Origin of the sequence: Streptomyces populi (assembly GCF_002911015.1) — a bacterium.
Taxonomy (GTDB): domain Bacteria; phylum Actinomycetota; class Actinomycetes; order Streptomycetales; family Streptomycetaceae; genus Streptomyces; species Streptomyces populi.
In genome coordinates this window covers 13,555-32,979 of sequence record NZ_KZ626855.1, presented here as the reverse complement: position 1 = coordinate 32,979, position 19,425 = coordinate 13,555, and the positions used below count along the sequence as shown (strand labels likewise).

General features: G+C 73.3%; 14 protein-coding genes. 8 read left to right on the top strand and 6 right to left on the bottom strand.

All coding sequences use genetic code 11. The features are described from left to right. Nucleotides 1-66 precede the first annotated feature (66 nt). Entirely contained in the window at nucleotides 67-855 is a 789-nt protein-coding gene (locus CW362_RS11300) for an SAM-dependent methyltransferase (protein ID WP_103549253.1), read from the bottom strand. Between the two features lie 238 nt (nucleotides 856-1,093). Here CW362_RS11300 and CW362_RS11295 point away from each other — a divergent pair, with 238 nt between their 5' ends. Further along, nucleotides 1,094-2,605: an MFS transporter gene (locus CW362_RS11295; protein ID WP_162684043.1), complete on the top strand. Its 1,512-nt coding sequence runs from the start codon at nucleotides 1,094-1,096 to the stop codon at nucleotides 2,603-2,605. Nucleotides 2,606-2,804: 199 nt separating this feature from the next. Further along, nucleotides 2,805-3,761, top strand: a complete 957-nt coding sequence (locus CW362_RS11290; protein ID WP_103549251.1) for a L,D-transpeptidase — start codon at nucleotides 2,805-2,807, stop codon at nucleotides 3,759-3,761. 29 nt (nucleotides 3,762-3,790) lie between these two features. On the opposite strand, the gene CW362_RS11285 is transcribed toward CW362_RS11290, so the two are convergent. Further along, nucleotides 3,791-4,672 (bottom strand): diacylglycerol kinase family protein, encoded by an 882-nt coding sequence (locus CW362_RS11285; protein WP_103549250.1) that lies wholly within the window; start codon nucleotides 4,670-4,672, stop codon nucleotides 3,791-3,793. Between the two features lie 177 nt (nucleotides 4,673-4,849). Continuing rightward, nucleotides 4,850-6,439, bottom strand: coding sequence for an FAD-binding oxidoreductase (locus CW362_RS11280; protein ID WP_103549249.1), 1,590 nt, complete (start codon nucleotides 6,437-6,439; stop codon nucleotides 4,850-4,852). A 74-nt stretch (nucleotides 6,440-6,513) separates the two neighbouring features. Here CW362_RS11280 and CW362_RS11275 point away from each other — a divergent pair, with 74 nt between their 5' ends. Both CW362_RS11275 and CW362_RS11270 read left to right on the top strand, forming a co-directional pair. Next, a complete protein-coding gene (locus tag CW362_RS11275) occupies nucleotides 6,514-7,113 on the top strand; it encodes a TetR/AcrR family transcriptional regulator (RefSeq protein WP_103549248.1) in 600 nt (199 codons plus the stop codon). Next, nucleotides 7,110-8,747 (top strand): glycerol-3-phosphate dehydrogenase/oxidase, encoded by a 1,638-nt coding sequence (locus CW362_RS11270; RefSeq protein ID WP_103549247.1) that lies wholly within the window; start codon nucleotides 7,110-7,112, stop codon nucleotides 8,745-8,747. The genes CW362_RS11275 and CW362_RS11270 overlap by 4 nt, the downstream gene beginning before the upstream one ends. On the opposite strand, the gene CW362_RS11265 is transcribed toward CW362_RS11270, so the two are convergent. Further along, nucleotides 8,723-9,145 (bottom strand): hypothetical protein, encoded by a 423-nt coding sequence (locus CW362_RS11265; protein ID WP_103549246.1) that lies wholly within the window; start codon nucleotides 9,143-9,145, stop codon nucleotides 8,723-8,725. The genes CW362_RS11270 and CW362_RS11265 overlap by 25 nt on opposite strands. Before the next feature lie 209 nt (nucleotides 9,146-9,354). Between CW362_RS11265 and CW362_RS11260 the strand changes: the two genes are divergently transcribed. Together CW362_RS11260 and CW362_RS11250 are read left to right on the top strand one after the other, a co-directional pair. Then, complete coding sequence (locus tag CW362_RS11260) at nucleotides 9,355-10,101, top strand: YoaK family protein (RefSeq protein ID WP_103549245.1); 747 nt, start codon at nucleotides 9,355-9,357, stop codon at nucleotides 10,099-10,101. Nucleotides 10,102-10,726: 625 nt separating this feature from the next. Further along, nucleotides 10,727-11,539 carry a hypothetical protein gene (locus CW362_RS11250; protein ID WP_162684042.1) on the top strand — a complete coding sequence of 271 codons (813 nt, stop codon included), beginning with the start codon at nucleotides 10,727-10,729 and terminating at the stop codon, nucleotides 11,537-11,539. 39 nt (nucleotides 11,540-11,578) lie between these two features. Here CW362_RS11250 and CW362_RS11245 read toward each other — a convergent pair whose 3' ends face one another. Further along, nucleotides 11,579-12,433: a YihY/virulence factor BrkB family protein gene (locus CW362_RS11245; protein WP_103549242.1), complete on the bottom strand. Its 855-nt coding sequence runs from the start codon at nucleotides 12,431-12,433 to the stop codon at nucleotides 11,579-11,581. A 158-nt stretch (nucleotides 12,434-12,591) separates the two neighbouring features. Continuing rightward, nucleotides 12,592-14,484 carry an arabinofuranosidase catalytic domain-containing protein gene (locus CW362_RS11240; RefSeq protein WP_103549241.1) on the bottom strand — a complete coding sequence of 631 codons (1,893 nt, stop codon included), beginning with the start codon at nucleotides 14,482-14,484 and terminating at the stop codon, nucleotides 12,592-12,594. Between the two features lie 493 nt (nucleotides 14,485-14,977). Here CW362_RS11240 and CW362_RS11235 point away from each other — a divergent pair, with 493 nt between their 5' ends. Continuing rightward, nucleotides 14,978-17,746: a phosphoenolpyruvate synthase gene (locus CW362_RS11235; protein WP_240657751.1), complete on the top strand. Its 2,769-nt coding sequence runs from the start codon at nucleotides 14,978-14,980 to the stop codon at nucleotides 17,744-17,746. Beyond that, on the top strand, nucleotides 17,743-19,395 hold the full coding sequence (locus CW362_RS11230; protein ID WP_103549239.1) for a nucleotidyltransferase family protein: 1,653 nt from the start codon (nucleotides 17,743-17,745) through the stop codon (nucleotides 19,393-19,395). Before CW362_RS11235 ends, CW362_RS11230 begins: the two co-directional genes overlap by 4 nt. Nucleotides 19,396-19,425 lie beyond the last annotated feature (30 nt).

Genomic DNA, 19,425 nt, shown 5'->3' with positions numbered 1-19,425 from the left:
TGGACGCGATGCGGGACCGCGCCGCACGGATCCCCCGGGGCGCGGCTCCGCCGGTTGCCGTACCGCTCAGCGGACGCGTGCCACTCCCGCGTAGATGCCGCTGCCCTCCTGCGCCGGTGCCCGGTCCGTCCTGAACCACTCCGTCGCCGTCACCAGGCCGGGGGAGACGAGGTCGAGGCCGTCGAAGAAGAGCTCCACCTCCGCCCGGGTACGGAAGCCGAGCTGGATGCCGCCCTTGGCGTACTCGGCGGTGACCTGCGCGGAGAGTTCCGGGTACACGTCGGAGGAGGCGTGCGACAGCACGAGGTAACTGCCCTGGGGCAGCGTCCCGACCAGGTTGCGGACGATGGAGTGGGCGTCCTGGTCGTCGGGGATGAAGTGCATCAGCGCGATCAGCGACAGCGCGATCGGGCGGCTGAAGTCCAGGATGTGCCGGGCGTGTTGGACGATGTCCTGCGGCTGCCGCACATCGGCCTGGATGTAGTCGGTGACGCCCTCGGGACGGCTGACCAGGAGCGCCTCGGCGTGACGCAGCACGATCGGGTCGTTGTCGGTGTAGACGACCTTCGCCGAGGGCGTGATGCCCTGGACGATCTGGTGCAGGTTGGGCTGGGTGGGAATCCCGGTGCCTATGTCCAGGAACTGGTCGACGCCCTGCTCGGCGAGCCAGGCGGACGCCCGGTGCATGAACTCGCGGTTCTGCCGGGCCGCGTCCCGGGCCTCGGGCGGCAGCTTCTCCGCCACGGCCTCGTCGACCGGGTAGTTGTCCTTGCCGCCCAGCAGCCAGTCGTAGACCCGCGCGGGATGCGCCTTGCTGGTGTCGAGCGGCGGAAACGACTGTCGGTCGATCGTCATGCTAGCTCCCATCGCACCACGCGAACGCGGGCAGGCCAAATGTTCGGTCATCCTACTCGGAGCGGTCATGTGGTCTGTGTGACAAGGGAGTTGATCGGAAGAAGAGGACGCCTGCGAGGAAGGCGGCCGGCCGGGCGCCCCGCGCGGAGCGGCGCGGGCGGCCGGGGCTCCGGTTGCGGGGCTCCGCGAGCGCACGCACGCTGGCTGGAGGGGTGACCCGTGGCAGGGGATGGTCGTCGTGAGCGGATCCGCAGGACGGACGGCCACACTGTTCTCGCGCCGGGACCGCGCGGTCATCGCCGCGGCCGCGATCGCGGTGCTGCTGGTCGAGCTGGACTGGTTCGCGCTGAACCTGATGCTGCCCGTGATCGCCCGCGACTTCGGGACGCCGGCCACGAACCTGCAGTGGCTGGTGAGCGGCTACATGCTGACCCTCGGGGCACTGATGATCGTCGCCGGGCGGGCGGCCGACCTCTACGGCCGAAGACGGGTCCTCGTCATCGGGCTGACGGGCTTCGCCGCGATGTCGGTGGTGTGCAGCGCCGCGCGGAACGCGGCGTGGCTGACCGCGGGACGCGTGGTCCAGGGGACGGCGGCGGCACTGGTCCTGCCGATCGCGGTCGCGGTGGTGACCGCGCACTTCCGTGACGGACGCCAGGGCCGCGCCGTCGGAACGGTCCTCGCCTTCAGCGCCATCGGCACGGCGCTCGGCCCCTTCGTCGGCGGGACCTTCGCCGAACTCGTCAGCTGGCGCGCGGTCTTCCTGCTGAACGTGCCCTTCTGCGCGCTGGCGGCGCTGCTGGCGCTGCGGTACGTGACGGAGTCGCGGGACGAGGGGGCCGTGCGGGGGATGGACCTGCCGGGCGCCGTCACCCTGGCCGGCGGTCTGACGGCCGTCATGCTCGCCGTCGACCAGGGATCGGACTGGGGCTGGGGCTCGGCGGCCACCGTGGCGTGCTTCGCCGCGGGCGCGGCCATGCTGGGCCTGTTCGCGGTGGTCGAGCGGCGGACGACGGAACCGCTGATCGAGCTGTCCCTGCTGCGCAACCGGCCGTTCGTGACCGTGACGGCGGCCGGGACGGTGTCGAACATCGTGTACTGCCTCGTCGCGGTGCTGGCGGCGCTGTACCTGGAGCAGGCACGCGGACTGTCACCGCTGGAGTCGGGAGTGGTCTTCCTGGCGCTGTCGGCGGGGGTCGGCGCGGCGAGCTACTGGTCTGGCCATCTGGCGCGCCGGTGGCGGGCGGAGGTGCTGATGGCGGTGGGGCTGCTGCTGAGCGGGGTGGCGCTCGCCGCGCTGACCTGGGCGCGTCCGCTGCCGCTCTACGCCGCGGTGTTCGCGGTGGTCGGAGCGGGCGTCGGGCTCGGCTGGGCACTCACCAACGCGGCGACCCAGTCGTACGTGTCCGCCGGGCGGCTGGCGGCGGCGTCCGGGCTGGTGCTCACCTCGCTGGTGCTGTGGGGTGCGGCGGCCGTGACGGTGGCCGCGACCGTGCTGGAGGAGGTCAGTGGATCCGCCGGTGCCGCGGCGTCCGACGGTTCGGCGATCGACGGGGTGCTGCGGGTGGTCGCCGTGCTGTCCGTGGCCGGTGCCGGAGTGCTGGTCCCGCTCGTCCGCTCCGGCGCACGGACACCGGCGGGAGAAGCCGCGGCGACGCCGGATGGGGGCGGCGCGGCCCGGGGAACGCGCTCCAGGAATCTCGCCGGGGGCGGTGCGGGAAGAGGGACGACGGGACGGCGTACGGGCTGACGGCTCTCCCGTGAGGCCGCTCCCGCGCCGTCCGGCGCCTCGGGCCGGACCGGCGTGAACGAGAGCCTCCCGAGCGGGGTTTTGAACCGCGCTTTACACATTCACTGCAACCGCGGACCGGTGCCCGCAGTCCAAAAGAGAAGTGAGGCAGGCACGATTGTGAGCCGGGGTAGAAGTGAAGCGACGTAGCGGGATATCGATGGCAATCGTCATGGCGGCGGTGCTGGCGGGGACCAGCGCCTGCGGCGGCGGGGGCAAGACGAAGGCGAGTTCGGACGACGGGAAGGGCGGGTCGAAGAAGCCGGCGGCCAGCGCGAAGCCGTCTCCGACGAAGCCCGCCGGGCCGCCGATGCTGCTGGAGACGATCACTCCGCAGACCGGTGCCACGGTCGGCGTCGCGATGCCGATCTCGGTGATCTTCACCAATCCGGTGGGGCAGAAGGCCCGCGCCGACATCGAGAAGCACATGAAGGTCACCAGCTCCAAGCCGATGACGGGCGCGTGGCACTGGTTCGGTGACCGGCGCGCCGACTGGCGGCCCAAGTCCTACTGGGCGGCCGGCACCAAGGTGAAGGTCACCGCGGACCTGAAGGGCGTCGCCAACGGCAACGGCCGCTACGGCACGCGTTCCTACGTCCACGACTTCACCGTCGGCGACGACGTCCGCGCGGACGTGTCGGTCACCGGTCACACGATGAAGGTCACGAAGAACGGCGCGCCCGTGCGGACGCTGTCGATCAATGCGGGAAGCGCAGAATTCCCCACGTGGAACGGCGTGATGGCGGTGATCGACAAGCAGGAGAAGGTCCACATGACCTCGTGCAGCGTCGGCATCAGCTGCAACAAGGGCGACGCGAACTACTACGACCTGACGCTTCCCTGGGACGTCCACCTGACCCAGTCCGGGACCTACGTCCACTACTCGACCGGTGACCCGAACCCCGGCAGCGGCAGCGCCCGGGGCTCGCACGGCTGTGTCCACCTGTCGATCACCGACGCCAAGTGGTTCTACGGCCAGGTCAAGCAGGGCGACCCGGTCTCCGTCACCGGCTCCCCGCGTGCGAAGGCCTCGGCCGACAACGGCTACGCCTCCTTCAACCTGAGCTGGGACCAGTGGCTGGCGGGCAGCGCGAGCGGCGAGACCACCGCGGGCTGACCCGCGGCGGCGCACCGGGGCCGGGCCGGTCAGAAGAGCATGGACAGGTCGCCCGGCCGCACCCGGGCCGTGACGGGGAGGGTGGCCTCGACCTCCCCGTCGGCGCCGTAGGGCACCGGCCGGTCCGCCTCGATGCGGATCTCCCGGCCCCGCAGGACCACCACTTCCGGCCGCGCGACGTGCGCGCCGGTCTTCAGCTCGTTCATGAGGGTGAAGAACAGCCGCCGCGGGGCCTGCCGGATCATGACGACGTCCAGCAGGCCGTCGTCCGTCAGGGCCAGCGGGGCGATGATGCGCCCGGAACCGTAGTAGGCGGAGTTGGCGGCCACGACGGTGTAACCGCGGTGGAAGTGTTCCTCCCCGTCGACGGTGACGCGGTACGACACCGGACGCCACCCGGTGACCGCGCGCAGGCCTCCGGCGTAGTACGAGGCGGCCCCGCGCAGCACGCGCGCCTGGTTGGCGTGCTGATTGGCGAGGGCGTCGACGCCCGCGTACACGCTGCCGAGCACCACGGTGCGCGGGTGCACCGCCGATTCCACCTCGATGGTGTCGACGCGCCGCGGCTCGTGGTGCAACAGGACACGGGTCAGGTCCGCGGCGGCGGTGGGCAGCCGGAGCGCGCGGGCGAAGTCGTTGCCGCGGCCGGCCGGGACCAGGCCCAGCACGGTGTCCGTCCCGCTGAGGGCGCCGCCGATGCCGCCCGCGATCCCGTCTCCGCCCACGGCGAGGACGACCCGGCCCCGTTCCCCGGCGCGCAGCGCGAGTTCCTGCGCGTGGGCCAGACTGCGGCTGTACTCGGTCTCCAGTCCGGCTCCGGCCTCCCGCAGCAGGCGGGCGACCGGGAGCAGCGCCGCCGCCCCGGTGGAGCCGCCCGCGGTGGGGTTGACGACGGCGGTGAACTGTCGCATCGGTGTGCCTCCGGGCAGTGACGGTGGGACGGAGCGGGGCAGGGGCGGAAGCTGTGCGCGGCAGCGGTGCCGGTGCCGGAGCCGGGAGCCCCGCCCGTGGGGGCGGGAGCCGGGGCGGCCGGAACCGGGCGACGTCTCCGGCGGTCTCGGGCCGCCGGAGCGCGTGCGCGTCGGGTGTCAGTCGACGGGGAGCAGGATCCCGGGGTTCAGCACGTCGTCGGGGTCCAGCCGCCGCTTGACGGCCCGCAGGGCCTCGACGCCCAGCGGCCCCGCCTCGCGGAGGTACCAGTCGCGGTGGTCCGTGCCCACCCCGTGGTGGTGGCTGATGGTCCCGCCCGCGCTCAGCACGGCCTCGTTGGCGGCTTCCTTGGCCGGTGCCCAGTGGGCCACGGCGTCCTCGCCCTGCGCCGAGACCACGGTGAAGTAGAGCGAGGCGCCGTTCTCGTACACGTGCGAGATGTGGCACATGACCAGGGGCGGGGTTCCCGCGGCGGTCAGGGTCTCGGTCAGCGCGGTGCGCACGGCGGCGTACAGCTCGGGGACGCGGGACCAGAAGGTCGCGGTCTCCAGGGTCTCGGCGAAGGCCCCGGCGTCGAGCAGCGCGTCGCGCAGGTACGGCGCCGAGTAGCGGCCGTGCGCCCAGCGTTCGCCGGGCTCGGCGCCCAGGTAGGTGCCCCCGGCCGCGCGCAGGACCGCCGCGGCCTCCTCGCGGCGGCGCGCGGTCTCCTCCTCGGTCCCCTCGTACCCGGCGATCGCCGTGCAGCCGGCGGCCGCCGGGGCCCCGGCCGAACCGATGGCGTCGGGCTGGGCGAGTCCGACGAAGGTCTCGGTCTCGTCGGACAGCCGCAGCACCGTGGGGCGCGGACCGTCCTGGGCGAGCCGGCGCAGGGCGGTCGCGCCCTCCTCGAACGAGGCGAACCGCCACCCCTCGTAGACGCGCGTCCGCGGCAGCGGTCTGATCCGTACGGTGACGGAGGTGATGACGCCGAAGGCGCCCTCGGAGCCGAGGACCAGCTGCCGCAGGTCGGGACCGGCCGCCGAGCGGGGGGCGCGGCCCGTGTCCAGGGTGCCCTCCGGGGTCGCGAGGGTCAGACCGAGGACCATCTCGTCGAAGCGGCCGTATCCGGCGGAGGCCTGACCGCTGGAGCGGGCGGCGGCGAACCCGCCGATGGTGGCCCATTCGTAGGACTGCGGGAAGTGCCCGAGGGTGAAGCCGTACTCGGCCAGGAGCGCCTCCGCGTCGGGTGCGCGTAGGCCCGGCTGGAGCGTCGCGGTCCGCGAGACGGGGTCGATGGCGAGCATCGCGTTCATCCGGCGCAGGTCGAGGGCGACGAAGGCGCTGCGCTCCGGGGCGAGGCCGCCGACGACGGAGGTGCCGCCGCCGAACGGCACGACGGCGAGGCCGTGTTCGGCGCACGCGCGCAGTACGGCGAGGACCTCGTCGTGGGTGGAGGGCAGCACGACGGCCGCGGGGGCGTCCCCGGCGTCGCCCGCGCGGATCTTCAGCAGATCGGGCGTGGACTTCCCGCGGGTGTGCCGGATCCGGGTCTCCGCGTCGGTGCGCACGTGCGCCGGGCCGCCGACGGCGTCCGCGAGCGCGCGCAGGGCCGGGTCCGGCGCGGGCTCGGAGAGGGGGATCTCGTCGAGGGCGTGCGGGGCGGTGTCCCGCGGCTTGACGCCGAGCAGGTCCCTCAGCAGGCCGGTCACCGCGTCGGGCAGCGGCGCCGCCTTCGCCGGGTCGCCCCAGCCACTCCACAGCATGTCCATGAACGTAGTCCTCATCGGTCGGTTCGCGACGCGCCGGCTCCCGCACGGCCGCTCAGGGCGTTACACTGTGACACATGGCGCCCATTCGTCACAACCACTCGGACGGTGACCCCGTCCTCGACGCCGTACGCGACTGTGTCCTGGCGGTCGGAGTCCGGCGTACCACCCTGACCGACGTGGCCCGCCGCGCCGGTGTCTCGCGCATGACGCTCTACCGGCGCTGGCCCGACGTGCGCTCGCTCGTCGGCGACCTGATGACCCGTGAGTGGATCGACGTGGCGACCCGCGCCATGCCGGAGCCCCAGCCGGACGGGCACACGCGGACCCTGATCGTGGACGGTCTCGTGGCCGGGGTGGAGGGCTTCCGGGCCCACCCGCTCTTCCGCAAGATCATCGACGTGGACCCCGAACTCCTGCTCCCCTACGTGCTGGACCGCCGCGGCGCCAGCCAGGAGGCCCTCCTGGAACTCCTCGGCGACGCCCTGGAGCAGGGGCACGCCGACGGCTCGGTGCGGATCGCCCCCACGAGACGCCAGGCCCGTTCCGTGCTGCTCGTGGTCCAGTCCTTCACCCTGTCGCTGCGGACCATGACCGACGAGGACGACCCCGAACTGACCAGCACCGCCTTTCTCGACGAGTTGCGCACCCTTCTGGAGAGGACCCTCACGCCATGAGTCCCACGAGCAGTCCGTCCGGCCCGGCCGCCCCGGCGCCCGGATCGTCGCTCTCCGCCGCCCGCCGCCGCCGTGAACTGGCCGAGGCCGTGGGCGGCGACACCGTGGACCTCCTGGTCGTCGGACTCGGCGCCACCGGCGCCGGCGTCGCCCTGGACGCGGCCGCGCGCGGTCTGAGCGTCGTCGCCGTCGACGCCCACGACCTCGCCTTCGGCACCTCGCGCTGGAGTTCCAAGCTCATCCACGGCGGACTGCGCTACCTCGCCTCCGGACAGCTCGACGTCGCCCACGAGAGCGCGGTCGAACGCGGTGTCCTCATGGAGCGCACCGCCCCCCACCTGGTGCGCGCCCAGCCCTTCGTGCTGCCCCTGACCCCGTTGGTGTCACGCGGCCAGGCCTCCCTGGCCTGGGCCGGCTTCCGGGCCGGGGACACCCTGCGGCTCGCCGCCCGCACCTCCCGCGCCACCCTGCCCGCGCCGCGCCGCCTCTCCGCGGTGGAGGCCCGGCACCTGGCGCCGTCCGTGCGCCCCGCGGGCCTGCGCGGCGGGCTGCTGTCCTGGGACGGCAAGGTGACCGACGACGCCCGGCTCGTCACGGCGCTCGCCCGCACCGCCGCCGCCCACGGCGCGAAGATCCTCACCCGGGTCAGGGTCCTCGGGACCGGCGGGACCGTCGCCCGCGTACGTGACGAACTGACCGGGGAAGAGGGCGAGATCAGGGCCCGCGCGGTCGTCAACGCCTCCGGCGTCTGGGCGGGCGAACTGGTCGAGGGCATCCGGATCCGCCCCTCGCGCGGAACCCATCTGGTGCTGCGCGCCGACCTGTTCGGCCCGCTGCCCGCGGGTCTGCACATCCCGATCCCGGGCGAGACCAACAGGTTCGTCCTCGTCCTGCCGCAGGACGACGGCCGCGTGTACGTCGGCCTGACCGACGAACCCGTCGACGGGGACCTGCCGGACGTGCCCGAGGTGCCCGAGTCGGACGTCGGCTTCCTGCTGGACGTCGTCGGCTCGGCCCTGGACGCCCCGGTGCGGCGCGACGACGTGGTGGGTGCCTTCGCGGGGCTGCGCCCCCTGCTCGACACCGTGCCCGCCCGCTCCGGAGAGACCGCCCGCACCTCCGACATCTCGCGCCGGCACGCCGTCCTCACCTCCGACGACGGGGTGACCACCGTGGTCGGCGGCAAACTCACCACCTACCGGCGCATGGCCCAGGACGCCGTCGACGCGGCGGTCGAGGCCCGGGGGCTGCGGGCCGGCCCCTCGACGACCGCCTCCCTGCCGCTGGTCGGCGCGGCGGCCCCGCACCGGCTCGGATCACTGGCCGCCCCCGGCCACCTGATCCGCCGCCACGGCACCGAGGCCCCCGCCGTCCACGCCCTCGCCGCCCGTGATCCCCGGCTCGGCGAGCCCGTGGTGCCCGGACACCCCGTCACCCGGGCCGCGCTGCTGTGGGCCGTGCTGCACGAGGGCGCCCTCGACGAGGCCGACCTCCTGGACCGGCGTACCCGCATCGGTCTGGTGCCGCAGGACCGGGCCGCCGCTGTGGCCGCCGCCCGGGAGGCCCTCGACACGGCCGCGGAGCACTGCGTCCGGCACGGCGACACCCCTCAGTCCGAGGTGACCCCCCAATAGCCGATCAGTGCAGGCTCGCCGTCGGCGTACAGCACCGTGCATCTGCCCTGTGAACGGCTGGGGAAGTCCAGCCGGCCCGAATCCAGGGCCGCGTCCCAGTCGGCGTGAGCGGGGCGGCCGTCGGGGGCCCAGGCCCGGATCTCCTCGTCCGTCAGGGGACGCATGAACGGGCCGTCGTCGGAGTCCGTCGCGTCGATCATCTCGGGCTGGTCCAGGACGGTGGCGGTGCCGCCGGTGAAGACGTACTCGTGCCAGTCCGGGTCCCGCCACAGCTCCTCCACGGTCCGGCCGGGGAAGCCGTGGTCGTCCTCGGACAGTTGCTCCTCCTGGGCTCTGCGGAACGCGGCCGCCAGGTCGGGCTCGTACGGTCCTGTGTGGGTCCAGCAGTCGCCGCCCATGCCGTTCCGTCTCCCTCGTCTCGTCGAATCGGTGGGTCAGCAGCCTAGGAGGGGGCACTGACAGCCGGGCCGTCGCACGTGACAGCCGGGCCGTCGCACGGTGCGCGCACGTCGACCGGAGCCCTGGCGCGCCGTCCATTGGCGGCACGGTCCTCGCGTGTCGGCCCCGCCGTCACCGCCGCGGCGCCCGTGCTCCCGAGACTGGCCCCATGAGTGAACAAGCCGGTTCGCCGGCGTCGGCCGCGCGGCGCGAACGCCAGCAGACCGTCGTCATGGCGACCCTGACCGTCCTGGCGGGCGCGGTCGACGCGGTCAGCTTCCTGACCATGGGACACGTCTTCACCGCGCTGGCCACGGGCAATCTGCTCTTCCTCTCCTTCGCCGTCGCCGGTGAGGGAGAACTGCCGGTGGCCCGCCCCGCCGTCGCCCTGGTCGCCTTCGTCCTGGGGGCCGCGGCCGGGGCCCTCACCACCGGCGGTCTCGTCGCGCGCCACCGGCACTGGTTCGCGGCCGCCCTGGCCGTGGAAGGGGCGCTCCTGGCCCTCGCGGGCGCCACGGCGCTGTGGCGGCACGGTTCCGGATCGCTCACCGATCACCCGGACAGCCTGGTCATCGCCGTGGTCGGCTTCGCCATGGGCCTGCGCGCGGACACCGCCCTGCGCGCGGCGGTCCCCGGCATGCCGACCCTGTTGATCCAGGTGTCCCTGGTCCGTCTCGTCCACGGCCTCACCGGAGCCACCGGAGCCACCGCGGCGGCCGGGCGGCACCCCACGGCCCGGATCCGGCTCGTCGCGACCGTCGCCGGCATCTTCGCGGGCGGTGCCCTCGGCACCCTCATCACACCGTGGGGGACGGGCCGGGCGCTGCTCACCGTCGCGGCGGCGGTCCTGGTCGTCGCCGCCCTCAACGTGCTCCTGGCACGGCTGCGCCTGATCTCGCCGGAGCTCATCGGCTGAACTCACCGGAGTCCGGATCCCGGGGGAGAGAGCCACGGCGTGGCCTCGGGCGCCCTGGACGACCCGGGGTTCACGTACGTCGCGGCCGGCACGCGCACACGGGTGAGCGGCTCGGCGGGGCACCCGGGACCCGGAGGGCCGGCTGGTGTGCCGCGGGCGGCCCGAACCCGACCGTGAGGTCGTGCTGCCGGCCCCGGCCGACCTGTGGCCGATCGGGTCCGGGTGGCTCCTGTGCGACGAAGCCCGGTCCGAAGCCGGAGCTCACGCCGAAACCGAAACCGAGGCCGCGTACCGGGGCACGAGCGGCTCCGCCACGGCGGGCGGCACGTCAGGAGGCGGCGCCGACGGCACGGGCGGCCGGTCCGGCATCGGGCAGTACCGCTCTCCTGCGGGTGCCGTCGCGACCACGGCCGACGGGCGTTCCGCGAAATGCTTCACGGGCAGGGACGGCCGCGCCCGCCGGGGCTGCGACTCCGGCTGATCAGGGCGCCGGTCGAGGGCCGGTCCCGGTCCTCGACATTGCCGGGAACCGGCAGTCATGCCGGGGGCCGACGCTTCCGGGACCCGACGTGTCGGGCGGTCGGCCGCGTGTGACCTAATGCTCCGGGGCGAAGGAGACACGGGGGTGGCTGTGCGGTCGGCGGAGCGGTCGGTGCCGGAGCGGATCCGGCGGGAGCGGTGGCACGCGGCCGCCTGGACACTGCTGGGACTGGCCCTGTCGGCGGTGGCCGCGGTGCCGGGCTCCTTCGTCCCCGGACGGGTCGCCGCGGAGGCGGCCTTCGAGGACGCCCGGCCGTGTGCCGGTGGAGCCGCGGCGCGGGACGACGGCGCGAGCTGCCTGCGCACGATCCGCGGGACGGTGATCTCCGCCGGGAACGCCAAGAGCGGCAAGGCGACGGTCTTCCGCGTGATGCTGCGGCCGCCGGTTCCGGCCCCCGCCGATCAGCCGATCGACCTCGACGCGCACGGAGACCTGTCCGAACGCATCGAGCCGGGGGAACGGGTGAGCGTCACGACGTGGCGGGACGACGTGGTCGCCGTCAGCCAGGACGGGGTCCGCGAGCGGCTTTCGGGACTGCCGGACGAGGACCCCATCATGCTCACCGGAGCCGCCCTGGTCTGCGTCTGGTCGGCGGTACTGGCCTTCATCGCCGCTTTCGGCAGCGCCCGGCGGGCCCGCCGCCTCGCCACCGGCCGCCCTGTCGTCCCCCGGATCCGGATGGGGGCGAAATCCGTGCCCGTGGTGGTGGTGCCCCTCGTCGCGGCCTTCACCGCCGGTCACTTCTGGGACACCTGGACGGCTGTGGTCATGACCGTGGTCGTCTGGGCCCTGATCGCGGTCCCGGCCACGATCCTCGCCCTGCGCTGGGACCGGGAGCCGTCCTCCACGCCCCTGCCGGGAGAACGGTCCGACGCCCGGCTCACCGTGGCCGACTGACCCGGCGGGGGACAGTGTTCACGACACGGCCGCACGGACTCACCGCTCGCGACCCCGGCCCCGCCGCCGAAGGGCTCTCGCGCCGGTGGTGATCTCCTCGTGCGCCAGCCGCCCCAGCAACGCGCCGCCGAAGACGACGACACCGACACCGACCAGCCAGGACTGCACGACGAGGACGGTGCCGAAAGGGCCGTAGGAGACGGTGCTGGAGGCGATCAGGGGCGAGAAGACGCGACGCGAGAAGACCCGCAGACCGAGCAGGCCGAGAGCCGTCAGCACCGCGCCGGGCAACAGGGCCTTGCCGTCGATCCTGCCGCCGAGCAGCATCCACTGGGACCACCAGAAGAACAGGACGGCACTCAGCGCCGCGGCCACCGTCCCGGCGGCCGAGTGGCGCCACAGCGTGGTCGTCGCGGTCACGTAGATCGATCCGATGAGCACGGCCAGCCAGAGGACCTGACGCCATCGCGCGTACCAACGGGCTGCGGACAGGTCCCAGACCTTCTCGTAGCCGGTCTGCACCGCCGCGCCGAAGCTCAGACCGAAGACGGCGAGCGCGGCGAGACCGAAGGCCGTCGTGGTCTGCCGTACCTGTGCGGGTCCGGCGAACAGCCGCGCGACCTCGTCCCTGGCGGCACTCGACACGCCGAGGCCGTCCCCCAGCCACTCCGCGAAACCCCGCCCGTGCGCCGGATCGGCGGCGGAGACGACGATCAGGAGCGGCACCAGCGTGAGGAAGCCGAGGGCCGCGAAGCCCAGCGACCGCTGTCCCAGTTCGATGGCCTTGCTGTGCCGCCATCCCCGGCCGAAGGGGGAGTCGTGCAGCGCCGCATGCAGCCGTGCCCGCGGGGCGGGCCGGTCGTCGTCGGCGTCCGGGGGAGCTTTTTTCGGCATGCAGGTCGATTACCACAGACACCGCCGGCGCCAACCGCATCAGGACAGGCCGGTGCGAGGGCGGCCCTGGCGCTTTCGCCGGGTCGGTCGCGCGACCCGCGACGGGCGGGCCCGGCCGGACGGCGGGTCCGGCCGGGCCGAAGGGCGCTGAGGCGGGGTCAGCCCAGTGCGAACTTCTGGGCGGCGGAGCCGTTGCAGTCCCAGATCCGCAGCCGGGTGCCGTTGGCCGTGGCGCCGTCGGGTGAGTCGAGGCAGCGGCCCGACTGCGGGTTGAGCAGCGAACCGTCGGCCTGTTGCTGCCAGACCTGGCCCCCGGCCCCGTTGCAGTCCCACAGTTCGACCTGGGTGCCGCCCGCGGTGCCGTTGCCGTTGATGTCGAGGCAGCGGCCCAGCGTGTGCAGCCGGCCGTCCGAGCTGTGGAACCAGTGCTGGTCGACCGCGTACGACTGGCAGCTCCAGAGCTGTACGGCGGTCGCGTTGGAGCCGTTGTCGTCACCGGCGACGTCGGCGCAGGCACCGCCGGGCCCGATGACGGGCGCGCCCGCGTTGACCGCGAACTTCTGGGCGGCGGAGCCGTTGCAGTCCCAGATCCGCAGCCGGGTGCCGTTGGCCGTGGCACCGTTGGGGGAGTCGAGGCAGCGCCCCGACTGCGGGTTGAACAGCGAACCGTCGGCGCGCTGCACCCACTTCTGGCCGCCGACCCCGTTGCAGTCCCACAGTTCGACGTTCGTGCCGTTGGCGGTGCCGTTGCCGATGATGTCCAGGCAGCGGCCGATGGTTCCGAGCGATCCGTTCGCGTTGTGGGTCCAGTGCTGGTCCTCGGCGTACGACTGGCAGTTCCACAGCTGCACGGCGGCGCCGTTCACCCCGGTGTCGTCCGCGGCGACGTCGGCGCACTGGCCGCCGGGGCCGCCGATGGTGCCCTGCGGACCGTTCGGGACGTTGGTCTGGCCCGAGTAGCCGACCGAGACGATGTTCGCCTGGACGGCGTTCTCGGCCGCGTCCGTCGGATAGCCGATGACCATGACACCCTCGAAGAACGTGCCCATGTTCCAGTTGCTGTTGTCGCCGCCCGTGCCCAGGATGATGCCGCCCTCCTGCTGCATGGGCCGGTAGCCGCCCCGCGTGGGCAGCGCCCCGTCCCACCAGGTGGTCAGGCTCCCCGACTGCGAGTTGCCCCCCTTCAGCGCGTAGGTGGTCTGACCGTTGTTCTTGAGGACGGCCGTGACGTACGTGCTGTTGTTGCCCTTGTTCGCGGTGTTGGAGCCGTTGTCGCCCTGGAACATGCCGTTCTCCAGGTCGGCCTCGACCCAGGGGCCCGAGCCGCTGCACGGGGCGAAGTAGCAGGTGGTGGCGATGGACACGGCGTCCATGTGGCCGTTGCCGGTGTCGGCCGGCGTGGCTTCGGCGTTGCCGTAGTCGAAGCAGCAGGCGGAGCCGACATGGGTGCCGCTGGCGACCATGTAGGCGCCTTCCGCCTGGCCGTTGACCGCGGTGCCGGAGGCGGCGCCGTGCGAGCGGTAGCCGACCCCGGGGGAGATCCAGATGCCGTACACCTTGTGGCCGCCCGCCGTGACGGACAGCTCACCGGCGTCCGCGCCCCGGTCGGCGCCCATTCCGGCCGTCCCCGCGGGGCCGGGGAACAGGTCGTTGTGGCGGGAGGTCTGGTCGTACACCTTCGAGATGCTGCACGTCGTGTTGGCGCAGAAGCCGTCCTGCTGGGCGGCGTTCGCGTAACCGCCGGCCGTCAGCAGCCCGATGTCGGCGCTCGCGCCGTCGGAGACGCGGGTGACCTGGTACAGCGGGCCGTTGTACGCCGAGAACAGCGCGCGTGTCGTGCTGTGTGCGGCGACGCACGGGGTGCCCGCGCCGGCGTAGATGTCGCAGGGCTGGGAACCCGCGGCCCGGGCGACACCGGGCATGCCGACCAGGACGGTCACCAGGAGACCGAGGACGGCGGCGACGGACAGCAGGGCGTGGCGCAGCCGGGACCCCGGTCCGGCCGCTGGAGACGGGATGAGACGAGAGGAGGCAGATCTGCTTCTGCGCATGCGTGCTCCCGAAGTGGAGGGTGGAGCTACAACTCGCCCTCGGAACAGCCGAGTTCAGGCTGCCTGGCGACTGAGACGGAAGTTACAAGCGCTGGTTGATTGCGTCAATATTTGTTGCTTTCCTTTCTGCTGGGCCCGCGTCGATGTCCGAACGTGTGGCTTTGGGGCGGCCAGTGGCCCGTGGCGCGCCCCGCCCGGACCCGGCCCCCCGCTCCGCCGGAACGGGAGGGGCGACAGGACGTACGCGGTGGTACCGCCGCGTATCGCCACCGTGGTCCGGTCCGCCGCCGGAGCCGGGGCGACCCACTTCGGCTGGATCATCCCGTTTCCCCTCGTGGTCCCGTCGTTCGTCCTGAACAGCGGCGGGCGACCGGAATTTGAAAGGGATACGACGACCGAAAAGCGACTGTGGCGGCCCGGGGGAGTTTTTTCGACCGGCCCTGCTGTGCAACATTCGAGCGAGGTCGAGCAACACCCTTGGAGGGGAAGCGCATTGTCGCCCACCACGGGATCCGAACGCGGGTCCCTGTACGTCCTCACACCGTCCAGTGACGAATCCATTGCCGCCGAATGGGCCGGTGGAAAAGGGAAGAACCTGCACACCCTGACCGCGTCCGGATTTCAAGTACCGCGCTGGTCGGTCATCGGCCTGGACGTATTCGCGGAATTCTGCCGCGACGGCGGCCTGGACGGACACCTGGCCCGCCTGCTCGCCGGTGACCTCGAGTCGAGAGCGGGCCGGATCGCCGCGGAGATCGCCCGTCTGATCGAGGACGCGCCGCTCGGCGACCGCCTCACCGACGCCATCGGACTGGCCTACGGGCTGGCCGGCGGCGGCGCCGTGGCCGTCCGCTCGTCCGGCCCGCAGGAGGACGGCGCGCGCCACTCCTTCGCCGGCCAGTTCGACACCTTCCTCAACGTCCGCGGCCTCGACGAGGTCGTCGCCCACGTCCGCCGCTGCTGGGCCTCGGCGTTCTCCGAACGCTCCCTGCGCTACCGCGCACAGCGCCGGCTGCCCGTCAGTGCCGACGGTGTCGCCGTCATCGTGCAGCACATGGTGGCCGCCGAACTCAGTGGAGTGCTGTTCACCGCCGACCCGGTGACCGGGCGCACCGACCGGCACGTCGTCAGCGCCGTCCACGGGCTGGGGGAGGGGCTGGTCTCGGGCGCGGTCGACGCCGACACCGTCGTCCTGGACGCCGGCACCGGCGAGCCGCTGACCACGGTGATCGGCGACAAGCGGGAGCGCTACGACGCCGGATCCGGACCCGGCTGCCGGGTGTCGCCCGTCGCCGACGGGGACCGCGCCGAACTGTCACTGACCGCCGACCGGCTGGAGCGGCTGCACGCGGCCGGGGCTCGCCTCGCCGCCCTGTACGGCACCCCCCAGGACATCGAATGGGCCATCGCCGACGACACCCTGTGGATCCTGCAGAGCCGGCCCGTCACGACGCTCGCCCCGGCCGCCGACCCCGCACCGGAACCCGGACGGGACCTGCGGCTCTGGGACAACTCCAACATCGTCGAGAGCTTCAGCGGCGTCGTCTCCCCGCTCACCTACAGCTTCGCCGCCGACACCTACGCGAAGGTGTACGACAGCTACGCCCGCGCCCTGGGGGTCCGCGGGGAGCGGCTGCGTGAGGTGCAGGAGTGGACGCCGCACCTGCTCGGCTACGTCCACGGACGGGTCTACTACAACCTCTTCCACTGGTACCGCATGGTGCGCCTCGCGCCGTTGTACCCGCTCAACCGGCGCGTTCTGGAGAAATCCCTGGGCGTCGCCGAGAGTATTTCCGACGAGGTCGCCGACGCGCTCCACCCGTTCACGCCCCGGCCCGGACTGCGCGGTCACGTCGAACGCCTGACACGTACGGTCGTCTTTGCCGGGCGATTCATCACCATCCGGAAATCGGTCGACACGTTTCATCGAGATTTCTATCGTGCGTACACGATATTCAACAATGTCGACTACGACGCCCTGCCGGGTGACGAGACGTACCGCCGTTTCCGGCGGCTACAGCGGGAACTCATCGAAAAATGGGGCCCGATGCAGACCCTCGACGCGACGATCCTGCTCTCCGTGGGACTCCTGGCCCTGCTCACCCGCAGATGGCTGCCGACGGCGCCCGAGTGGTTCACCTGGGCCGCGGCGGCCCCCGGCGGCGGCGTCGAGTCCGCGGAACCGGTGTGGGCACTGCGCGAACTGGCCGACCAGGCGCGTGCCGACGCCGAGGTCCTGGCGCTGCTGGAACGGACCCCCGACTCCGAGGCCCACCAGGCCCTGCGCGACGCCGGCCACGTCCGGTTCCTGCGGGCCGTCGACGCGTACATCGCCGACTACGGCTACCGCAGCCCCGACGAACTCAAGCTGGAGGTTCCCGACCTGCGCGAGAACCCGGCCGGACTCTTCACCCTGCTGCGCGGGGCGCTGCCGGACACCGGCGACGGCGGCGGCACCCCGGACCGCGGCGGCGAGGTCGACGCCTACCTCGACGAACACCTCGGCCGCCCGCGGCGCCTGGTGTACGAACGGGTGCGGGGCAAGGCCCGGGCCGCGCTCGCCGACCGGGAACGGCTCAGGTTCTGCCGCACCCGCGCCTTCGGAGCGGCCAAACGCATGCTGCGCGCCCTGGGCCGCGACCTGGCGCGCGCCGGTGCCGTCGACGCCTGGGACGACGTCTTCTTCCTCCGCCTGGAGGAGATCCGGGGCGCCTACGAGGGCATGATCGCCCACACCGAACTGCGGGACCTGGTCGTGCTGCGCCGCAGACAGCAGGCCGCCGACACCGCGCTGCACGCCCCGTCCCGCTTCACCACCCGCGGCGCGCCGTACTGGTCGGGCAACCTCGAACGGGCCGGCTGGAACAGCGGCCCGGCCGCCCCCGGCGGTGCCCGCGAACTGACCGGCGTCCCCTGCTGCCCCGGCGTCGCCGAAGGGCCCGCCGTGGTCACCGACACCCCGCGCGACATCGGCGGCGGCATCCTGCTCACCTACCGCACCGACCCGGGATGGGTGACCGCGCTGTCCTCGGCCGCCGCCCTGGTCATCGAACGGGGCAGCCCGCTGACCCATGTGGCCGTCGTGGCGCGGGAGCTGGGCATTCCGACCGTGGTCCAGGTGAAGGGCGCCACCACAGAGATCCGCACCGGCACCCGGCTGCGGGTCGACGGCGCCGCCGGCACGGTCGCCGTGCTCGCCGACCCGTCCCCCGACACCGCGGCCGCCGTCCCGGACAGCCCCCGAACGGAGACGCACCAGTGATCCTCACCGAGGAACGGTTGCAGGACCTGCTCGACAAGTCCCTCGCCGAACTCCCCCTCGACACCGAGTGGGCCGTGACCCTGGAGGGCTCCATAGCGGAGGGGTTCGGCAACCCTTCCTCCGACATCGACTTCCTGCTCGTGAGCCGCCGCGACGACGACCTGCCGACCATGCCGTCCCTGCTGTTCGTGGACGGCAGAAGGGTGGAGATCCGCACCCGCTCGGTGCGTCAACTGGCCGACCAGTTCCAGGAGGTGGAGCGGACGGCCGGACGGCCGGCCCGGCTCTCCGAGGACCTCCTCAACCGCTGCCAGCGGGTGCTGCACAGTCATCCGCTGCGCGGCCACGCCCTCGTCGAGGAGGTGAAGGCGCTGCTGCCCGTGGAGCGGTTCCGCCGGATCACCGCCGACTGGTGGGCGCACCGGGCCCGGCAGTCCTTGCGGCACGCGCTGGCACTGCAGTGCCTCGGCGAGAGCGACGAGGCGGTCGACTGGACCCGCGCCGCGCTCGTGCAGAGCGTCAAGTCCTGGGCGGCGGGCCTCGGTGAGACCTATCTCGAACCCAAGTGGCTGTCCATGCAGCTGGACCGGGCGGGACGGGCGGACGTGCGCGACCGCTACTGGGCGTTGGAAGAGGCCGTCGTCCCGTCCGGCGACGCCGGTGCCGCCCGGGCCCACCTGACCGCCTGCCTCGATCTCGCCGCGGACCTCGGCCTCACCGGCGTCCCCCGGAAGCCCGAACGGCTCACCGTGGAACGCGTGGCCCGGGTGACCACCTGGCAGACCGGCGAACGGGTCCACGTCGTCCGCGGCGGGCGCGACGTGTTCGCCCTCGGCGCCGACGCCGGAACCGTCTGGCGCTCCCTCGTCCTGGGCCGGCCGCTGCCCCGCGTACTGGCCGAGAGCGCCGCCACCGGCGTCACCGACCCCGGCCCGCTGCTCGCCGCCTTCCTGCGTTACGGACTGGTCCGCCTCGTCTGGAAGGGCGGCGGAGCCGTCACCCCCGCGCTCCCGCTCGCCGCCCCGCCCGGCCCCGTGACCCCGCCGCCCTCCACCGCGCGGCCGCTGCTGTCGGTCCGCGGCGCGGCCGTCACCGGAGCCCGCGCCGTCGACCTGATGCCCCTGCCCGCCGACCGGTTCGCCGCCGCGGCCATGGCCCTGGTGTGGTCCAACGTGGTGGTCGAGAACGCCGTCGAGGACCTGACCGGAGCCCTGCGGCGCGGCCAGCGGCGGGTCGCCGAACTCACCGCGCGCCGCGCCGTGCACGCCGCGCTGCGCGGACTGTTCAGCGCCCACGGGGTCAACCCGCTGCCCGCGGACACCGACCTCGTGCGCCGCATGGACCTGCTTCCCGCCGCCACCGGACCGATCGGCGTCCGTGCCGGGGAACTCCTGGGGCGGGGCGTGGACTCGGCGGAGGACGGCGACGCGCTGCGCGCGGAGCTGCGCCGCTTCATCGCCCTGGTACGCGGTGCCATGGGCGCCGACTCCTTCCCGCTCTCCTTCGACTCCGCGCACACCTGGCGGGCGACGCTGCAACTCGGCCACGACTGGCTGCGCATGGGCGCCCACCTCGGTGCGGAGCTGCCCATCGAAGAGGCCCGCGAGCTGCTGGCCGGCAACGGGGCCCAGCCCCACCAGGCCCGCTGACGGGCCCTCGGCTCCCGAGCATCCGACCCG

What these genes read in the sequence shown, in the direction of transcription:
- CW362_RS11270 (WP_103549247.1), top strand. Translation starts at nt 7,110, where the DNA reads ATGAGTCCCACGAGCAGTCCGTCCGGCCCGGCCGCCCCGGCGCCCGGA.
- CW362_RS11290 (WP_103549251.1), top strand. Translation starts at nt 2,805, where the DNA reads ATGGCAATCGTCATGGCGGCGGTGCTGGCGGGGACCAGCGCCTGCGGC.
- CW362_RS11285 (WP_103549250.1), bottom strand. Translation starts at nt 4,672, where the DNA reads ATGCGACAGTTCACCGCCGTCGTCAACCCCACCGCGGGCGGCTCCACC.
- CW362_RS11275 (WP_103549248.1), top strand. Translation starts at nt 6,514, where the DNA reads ATGGCGCCCATTCGTCACAACCACTCGGACGGTGACCCCGTCCTCGAC.
- CW362_RS11280 (WP_103549249.1), bottom strand. Translation starts at nt 6,439, where the DNA reads ATGGACATGCTGTGGAGTGGCTGGGGCGACCCGGCGAAGGCGGCGCCG.
- CW362_RS11300 (WP_103549253.1), bottom strand. Translation starts at nt 855, where the DNA reads ATGACGATCGACCGACAGTCGTTTCCGCCGCTCGACACCAGCAAGGCG.
- CW362_RS11260 (WP_103549245.1), top strand. Translation starts at nt 9,355, where the DNA reads ATGAGTGAACAAGCCGGTTCGCCGGCGTCGGCCGCGCGGCGCGAACGC.
- CW362_RS11240 (WP_103549241.1), bottom strand. Translation starts at nt 14,484, where the DNA reads ATGCGCAGAAGCAGATCTGCCTCCTCTCGTCTCATCCCGTCTCCAGCG.
- CW362_RS11265 (WP_103549246.1), bottom strand. Translation starts at nt 9,145, where the DNA reads ATGGGCGGCGACTGCTGGACCCACACAGGACCGTACGAGCCCGACCTG.
- CW362_RS11245 (WP_103549242.1), bottom strand. Translation starts at nt 12,433, where the DNA reads ATGCCGAAAAAAGCTCCCCCGGACGCCGACGACGACCGGCCCGCCCCG.